The following is a 6,652-nucleotide window of genomic DNA, read 5'->3' as shown; positions in this document are numbered from 1 at the left end:
GCTGCACATGCATCCCTATTGCGAGATTTTCATCATCCGCACCGGCACCGGGCTGTTCACCGTCGGCGACCGGCAGATCGAAGCGTCGGCCGGCCAGATCCTGATCGTGCCGCCGAACACGCCGCACAAATTCACCAATCTCGGCCCAGGCCCGCTGGAAACCACCGACATCCACGAAAACGGCAGCTTCATCACCGAGTGGCTGGAATGACCGCTATTTCGCGCCGAGCCTGGCCAGCACCGACTTGGGGATGTTGTATTCCCGGATCACCGCGTCGTGCTTGCGCAAGCCGCACAATTCGCGCTGGATGAAATAGCCGTGGACGGCCTCCGCCGCGTCTTTGAGCAGCCGGGCACGCTGTTCGTCATCGTCGCCATGTTCACGCAACCTCGCCAGCATTTCATCCACGCGCCGGCCGGCGCGGCCGAGCGCCGCCGCCTTTTCGCCGAGGATCTCATGGCCGAGCAGGTCGAGCGCCGACTCCTGCGCTCCCGACCGTCCGAAATTCGATGGCATTCGCACCGACATGGTCAACTCCGGTTTTTGCTAAAATCTAGCCCTACTCCGCCGGCCGCGTCTCCTCCAGCACGCTCTCCTCGTGGAACAGGAAGCCGCCGGACTGCCGCTTCCACAGCCGTGCATAAAGCCCGTCGAGCGCGACAAGTTCGTCATGCATGCCTTGTTCGACGATGCGGCCGCCGTCGAGCACCACCAGACGATCGAGTGCCGCGATGGTCGACAGCCGGTGTGCGATAGCGATGACTGTCTTGTTCTCCATCAGCCTTGCCAGATTCTCCTGAATGGCCGCCTCGATGTCGGAATCGAGCGCTGACGTCGCCTCGTCGAGTATGAGGATCGGCGCGTCCTTGAGGAAGACGCGCGCGATCGCCACGCGTTGGCGCTGGCCGCCGGACAATTTCACGCCGCGCTCGCCGACAAAGGCTTCGTAGCCCTGGCGATCACGATTGTCGCGCAAGTCGAGGATGAACTCGTGCGCCTCGGCCTTCTTGGCAGCCGCGATCACCTCGGCGTCGGTTGCGTCCGGCATGCCGAGCTTGATGTTGTCTCGCAAGGAACGATGGAACAGTGCGGTATCCTGGCTGACGACGCCGATATTGGCGCGCAGCGAATTCTGCGTCACCTCTGAAACATCCTGGCCGTCGATGGTGATCTTGCCCGCCTCGAGGTCGTAGAGGCGCAGGATCAGATTGGCCAACGTCGTCTTGCCGGCGCCGGACGGCCCGACCAGTCCGACCTTCTCGCCCGGCCGCACGACGAGGTCGATGCCGTTGAGCACGCCGAAACCCTTGCCGTAGTGGAACTCGACATTCTTCACGTCGATCCGGCCGCCGCCTACCACAAGCTCCCTGGCGTTGGGCGCATCAGTCAGGCCGAGCGGCTGCGAGATCAGCGCCTTGGAGTTTTCCAGAACGCCGAGATTCCGCAGGATGCTGTTGAGCTGCATCATCAGCCGGCCGAGCAGCATGTTGAGCCGCAGCACCAGCGACAACGTGAAGGCGACGGCGCCGACGGTGATCGAGCCTTCGACCCAGAGATAGACGGCAAAGCCGGCGATCGCGGTGATCATGATACCCGACAGCGTCGTCAGCGCCATGCGCACGCCGGTCAGCCTGCGGGTGAAGGGACGCAGCGCTTCGAGATAGATATCGAAACCGCTCCTGATGTAGCGGTCGTCGCCGTCGGCGGAGAACAGCTTCAGCGTCTGCACGTTCGAATAGGAATCGACGATGCGGCCGGTGATCATCGAACCGGCCTCGGCGGTTGCCTCGGCATGCTTGCGGATCGCCGGCAGGTAGCGCTTGGCCAGCCAGCCGAAGGCGGTGATCCAGATCACCACCAGCACCGCCAGCCTGAGATCGAGGCCTGCGACCAACACCAGCGTCGTCACCGTATAGACGACCATGAACCAGACGACCTCGAGGAAGCTTTCCATCAAATCGCCGGTCGCCTGCCCCGCCTGCCAGACTTTTGTCGCGATGCGGCCCGCGAAATCGTTCTGGAAAAAGGCGTAGGACTGGCGCGAGACATGGCGGTGCGCCTGCCAGCGCACCAGATTGTAGAAGCCGGGCGTGATCGTCTGCTCGTCGACCAGCGCCGCCAGGCCGACGACGATGGTACGGATGACCAGCACCACGGCGGCCATGAAGACAAGCTCCGGACCGGCGGCAGCCCACAGCGCGTCCCAACTACGCTCGCCGGGGAGCTGGTCGAGAATATCGACCAGCCTGCCGACGAAGTAGAACAATCCAGCCTCGACCAGCGGCGCGATGCCGCCGATGACAAGCATGGCGAAGAAGGCGAATTTCGCCTGGCCGACATAGTGCCAAAGGAAACCCCTGACGCTGACCGGTGGCCGAAGGTTCGCGGGCTCCCTGAATGGATAGACCCAGTTCTCGAACCAGCGATAGACAGCAATCATCATTCGGCGGCTATCATTCTGCTGCTTGACCCTTGATCATGGCATCGTTGGCGGCGGCACTGTCGTCGAGCAGGAAGCCGCCCGACTGGCGCTGCCAAAGCTGCGCATAGAGTCCGCCGCTGGCGACGAGTTCCTCATGCGAACCTTCTTCGATGACGCGGCCCTTGTCCATGACGACGAGCCGGTCCATCGCCGCGATGGTCGAGAGCCGGTGCGCGATGGCGATGACGGTCTTGCCTTGCATGAGCTTGTAGAGGTTCTCCTGGATAGCTGCCTCGGCTTCGGAATCGAGCGCAGACGTTGCCTCGTCGAGAATGAGGATCGGCGCGTCCTTCAGCATAACGCGGGCAATGGCGATGCGTTGCCGCTGGCCGCCGGACAATTTGACGCCGCGATCGCCGACATGCGCGTCGAAATTCTTGCGGCCACCGGCATCCGAAAGCCCTGATATGAAATCAAGCGCTTCGGCGCGGCGTGCCGCCTCAACCAGCATCTCGTTGCTGGCGTCCGGCCGGCCATAAAGGATGTTCTCGCGCACCGAACGATGCAGCAGCGAGGTATCCTGCGTGACCATGCCGATCTGGGCGCGCAGCGAATCCTGCGTCACAGCCGCGATTTCCTGGCCGTCGATCAGGATCCGGCCAGCTTCAAGGTCGTAGAAGCGCAAGAGAAGGTTGACCAGCGTCGACTTGCCGGCGCCCGAACGGCCGACGATGCCGACCTTTTCGCCCGGCTTCACCGTCAGCGACAGGCTTTCGATGATGCCCTTCTGCTTGCCGTAGTGGAAGCGTATGTCCTCGAAACGGATCTCGCCCTTGGTGACGGCAATATCCTTGGCCCCGGGCCTGTCTTCGACGAGGCGCGGCAGCGAGATCGAGCTGATGCCGTCCTGCACCGTGCCGATATTCTCAAACAGGGTGGACATCTCCCACATGATCCATTGCGACATGCCCCAGAGCCGAAGCACGAGGCCGATGACCAGGGCGACGGCGCCGATGGTCACTGCATGGCCGAGCCACAGCCACAGCGAGATCGCGGTGACCGAAAACAACAGCAGCGAGTTCAGGATGTAGAGCAGGCCGTAGAGCTGCGTCACCAGCCGCATCGACCGGTAGACCGTATCGAGAAAGCCGGCCATGCCTTCCCGCGCGAAGGACGCCTCGCGCCGGGCATGCGAGAACAGCTTGACCGTCTGGATGTTGGAGTAGCTGTCGACGACGCGGCCGGTCATGGTCGAGCGCGCATTGGCCTGCTCCTCGCCGACCTTGCCCAGCCGCGGGATGAAATAGCGCAAGAGCAAGATATAGCCGGCAAGCCAGACGGCAAGCGGTGCCGCCAGCCGCAAGTCGGCCGAGCCGACGATGAACAGCATGCCGAGGAAATAGACGACGATATAGTTCAGCACGTCGATGAGCTTGATGACGCACTCGCGCACCGCGAGCGCGGTCTGCATCAGCTTGGTCGCGATGCGTCCTGCGAATTCGTCCTGATAGAAGCTCATCGACTGCTTGAGCAGGTAGCGATGCACCTGCCAGCGGATACGCATCGGATAATTGCCCATCAGCGTCTGCTGGTTGAGGAGCGAATGGAACCAGACCGTCGCCGGCAGCGCGAATACCACGATGAAAGCCATGCCGGCGAGTTTCCAGCCCTCAGTCTGCAGGAACGTCTCGCGATTCTGCACCGAGAGCCAGTCGACGATCCGGCCCATGAAGCCGAACATCCAAACCTCGGCGACGGCGATAGCCGTCACCAGCACCGCATCGAGAGCGATATAGGGCCAGGCGCCGCGCGTATAGTGCACGCAGAAGGCGATCAGCGTCTTCGGCGGCTCGACCGGCTCCTCGGCGGGGAACGGATCGAGCCTTCTTTCAAACCAGCGGAACATTGTCTTGGTACTCACATGCTTGGTTTCGCTCACGCGGCACGGGAACGCGTAGCGTCCCGGGAGCGCGTAGCGTCCTGGGAGCGCTTAGCGTCAAAGACCGGCGTCCCGGAATCACCCGGGCCGCCGGTCCTGCTTCGCGCAGTATAAGGTGTTGCGGGTTTTTCGCCGACTGGCTCGTTTGACGATCCTGACAGCGCTGTGTCGACAACCCGGAGTTCCGCGCCTGTTTTTGTGCCAGGGCGGATCAGCCTCATAATCCGGCGCACCAGCGACGGCCGGCTGCGGTCGGGAACCGCGCGCGAGAAATCGACGTCCGGCAGCATACCGCGATGCGGACGCCGACGGGTTTCGGCGTGAACCGCCGACGAATAGGTTTCGCCGATCAAGAGGGCCCACGTCGCCATCCTGCGCTCGTGCAGGTTTCGTGAGCCGGGAATTTTGCAGGGATCGAACATCGGTCCGTCCTCCATGTGAAAATACAGAAAAAGAGGTGAATCCGGCCTGTTCGCGGGCGAATGGCCAGCGAAAGGCAAGGATTGACCCGGGGCGTGTTCAGGTGGGGCGTTCAGCCCCTTCGACAGCTTGAAAAACATCGCAGGATTCCTTCGAAGACCGAAAAAAGGTTTCGGCTAAGAATCGGTGCGATCGAAGTCTAAAAGGTCAGGAGAATCGTCGTACCGAAACCGCCGGCAGGCTGGTAAGCCCACGAGAGGGGCGCTGGATGTGCATGATCATCATGAATTACCCCTCCATCGGTTCGGGTTGACAATGCCCGGCGTATAACCGACTTCGCAGAAAATGACCACCCGCCAGTCCAGCAATTTCCAAAACCGCGAGCCGCCTGTGGCCAATCTGCCACGGATCAAAATGGCGTGGAAATGAACGACCGTCTCCGCATCGCGCTCTACCAGCCGGATATCGCCGGCAACACCGGGACAATCCTGCGCTTCGCGGCTTGCCTCGGTCTCGGCGTCGACATCATCGAACCGGCCGGCTTCCCGCTCTCCGACCGGGCGCTGAAACGGGCCGGCATGGACTATCTCGAAATGGCGGCGCTGACACGGCATGTCGACTGGAACGCCTTCGAGGACTGGCGCAAAAGCGAAGCGCGCCGGCTGGTGCTGCTGTCGACCAGAGCGGCGACCGCCTACACGGATTTCGCCTTCGCCGACGCCGACATTCTTCTGTTCGGCCGCGAATCCGCAGGCGTGCCGGATCCTGTCCACAACGCGGCGGATGCGCGACTGATCATCCCGATGCAGCCCGGCGCGCGCAGCATCAATGTCGCGCTCTCCGTCGCCATGGTGGCCGGCGAGGCGATCCGGCAGCTCGGATAGGATTTGCAGGCCCTCAGTGGGCGCAGCGATTATCGCCGCTTTCTGGCCGGCGACCAAACCCTCTCTTGTCATTCTCACCCAGGCGCACATCGCCTTCTCCTGCGGTTTGCATGTCCAGGTTTTCTTGGTTACAAGCTCAACTTAACTTGAGGTCAAGCGGAAAATTCGAATGGCTGCGGTGACGGAATTGACGGTCGGCCAGGTGGCGACGCGAAGCGGGGTGGCGGTGTCGGCGCTGCATTTCTACGAGGCGCGCGGACTGATCCGCAGCCACCGCACATCGGGCAACCAGCGGCGCTACGGCCGCGACGTGCTGAGGCGAGTGGCGATCATCAGGATAGCACAGGAAGTCGGAATCTCGCTGGCCGAGATCGGTGCTGCACTTGAATCACTGCCAGAAGGCCGTACCCCGACGCGCGAGGACTGGAACCTGCTTTCAACGGCTTGGCGCGACCAGCTCGATCAGAAGATTGCCCAGTTGAAGAAGCTGCGCGATGGATTGACCGACTGCATCGGCTGCGGCTGCATGTCGATCGACAAGTGCCCGTTGCGAAATAAGGAAGACCGTTTAAGCGCCCAAGGGCCGGGAGCGAGGCGGTTGTTGGTCGAGCGCTAATCCGCTGCCGGCAGCCGCCTGATGGTGAATTCGATGACGTCGCCCGGCCGCTCGAACCAGCTTTCGATCTCGGTCCAGTAGGCCTGCTTGGGAAAGCGCTCGAACCACTCCTTCGCCTTGAGCCGGGCATCGGAGCGCGGCAGCACGAAGGTCTCGCGCAGGAATCCGTCGCGCGGCATGCGCTCGCGCTCGGCGCGCGAACGGTCGAGCCTTTTCTTCAGGCCATCCAGCGGCGGTCTTGCCGGGGTGCGCACGAAAGAACTCCATTCACACTTGACCCTTGCATCCAAGAGATTAGGGATCGCGGCCGGAAAAGACGAGTCATTTGTCGGGGTGCGCCCCGCAACCGGAGACAGCATTTGCAACGACC

General features: G+C 62.4%; 8 protein-coding genes. 3 read left to right on the top strand and 5 right to left on the bottom strand.

Annotated features, from left to right (window positions below; genetic code table 11):
• Positions 1 to 211 (top strand): cupin domain-containing protein (locus E5W87_RS04650; protein WP_292394478.1); only part of this gene is annotated, 211 nt, incomplete at its 5' end.
• Positions 212 to 214: 3 nt separating this feature from the next.
• Here E5W87_RS04650 and E5W87_RS04645 read toward each other — a convergent pair.
• Genes E5W87_RS04645 through E5W87_RS04630 form a run of 4 tightly spaced genes read right to left on the bottom strand, consistent with a single transcriptional unit; the run spans position 215 to position 4,922 of the window.
• Complete coding sequence (locus E5W87_RS04645) at positions 215 to 529, bottom strand: DUF6665 family protein (RefSeq protein ID WP_292394475.1); 315 nt, start codon at positions 527 to 529, stop codon at positions 215 to 217.
• Between the two features lie 31 nt (positions 530 to 560).
• On the bottom strand, positions 561 to 2,444 hold the full coding sequence (locus E5W87_RS04640; protein ID WP_292394473.1) for an ABC transporter ATP-binding protein: 1,884 nt from the start codon (positions 2,442 to 2,444) through the stop codon (positions 561 to 563).
• Between the two features lie 10 nt (positions 2,445 to 2,454).
• Entirely contained in the window at positions 2,455 to 4,329 is a 1,875-nt protein-coding gene (locus E5W87_RS04635) for an ABC transporter ATP-binding protein (protein ID WP_292394558.1), read from the bottom strand.
• A 29-nt stretch (positions 4,330 to 4,358) separates the two neighbouring features.
• Entirely contained in the window at positions 4,359 to 4,922 is a 564-nt protein-coding gene (locus E5W87_RS04630) for a hypothetical protein (protein ID WP_292394471.1), read from the bottom strand.
• Positions 4,923 to 5,207: 285 nt separating this feature from the next.
• Here E5W87_RS04630 and E5W87_RS04625 point away from each other — a divergent pair, with 285 nt between their 5' ends.
• Both E5W87_RS04625 and soxR read left to right on the top strand, forming a co-directional pair.
• Complete coding sequence (locus E5W87_RS04625; protein ID WP_292394469.1) at positions 5,208 to 5,666, top strand: tRNA (cytidine(34)-2'-O)-methyltransferase; 459 nt, start codon at positions 5,208 to 5,210, stop codon at positions 5,664 to 5,666.
• Positions 5,667 to 5,835: 169 nt separating this feature from the next.
• Positions 5,836 to 6,282, top strand: a complete 447-nt coding sequence (soxR, locus tag E5W87_RS04620; protein ID WP_292394467.1) for a redox-sensitive transcriptional activator SoxR — start codon at positions 5,836 to 5,838, stop codon at positions 6,280 to 6,282.
• On the opposite strand, the gene E5W87_RS04615 is transcribed toward soxR, so the two are convergent.
• Positions 6,279 to 6,536, bottom strand: coding sequence for a hypothetical protein (locus tag E5W87_RS04615; protein ID WP_006202578.1), 258 nt, complete (start codon positions 6,534 to 6,536; stop codon positions 6,279 to 6,281). The genes soxR and E5W87_RS04615 overlap by 4 nt on opposite strands.
• Between the last annotated feature and the right edge of the window lie 116 nt (positions 6,537 to 6,652).

The sequence above is a fragment of the Mesorhizobium sp. genome (assembly GCF_004962925.1).
GTDB lineage: Bacteria > Pseudomonadota > Alphaproteobacteria > Rhizobiales > Rhizobiaceae > Mesorhizobium.
Note: the sequence above shows the minus strand (reverse complement) of the source record. Positions and strands in the feature narration are given on the sequence as shown.

What these genes read in the sequence shown, in the direction of transcription:
- E5W87_RS04630 (WP_292394471.1), bottom strand. Translation starts at nt 4,922, where the DNA reads ATGTTTTTCAAGCTGTCGAAGGGGCTGAACGCCCCACCTGAACACGCC.
- soxR (WP_292394467.1), top strand. Translation starts at nt 5,836, where the DNA reads ATGGCTGCGGTGACGGAATTGACGGTCGGCCAGGTGGCGACGCGAAGC.
- E5W87_RS04640 (WP_292394473.1), bottom strand. Translation starts at nt 2,444, where the DNA reads ATGATGATTGCTGTCTATCGCTGGTTCGAGAACTGGGTCTATCCATTC.
- E5W87_RS04645 (WP_292394475.1), bottom strand. Translation starts at nt 529, where the DNA reads ATGTCGGTGCGAATGCCATCGAATTTCGGACGGTCGGGAGCGCAGGAG.
- E5W87_RS04625 (WP_292394469.1), top strand. Translation starts at nt 5,208, where the DNA reads ATGAACGACCGTCTCCGCATCGCGCTCTACCAGCCGGATATCGCCGGC.
- E5W87_RS04635 (WP_292394558.1), bottom strand. Translation starts at nt 4,329, where the DNA reads ATGTTCCGCTGGTTTGAAAGAAGGCTCGATCCGTTCCCCGCCGAGGAG.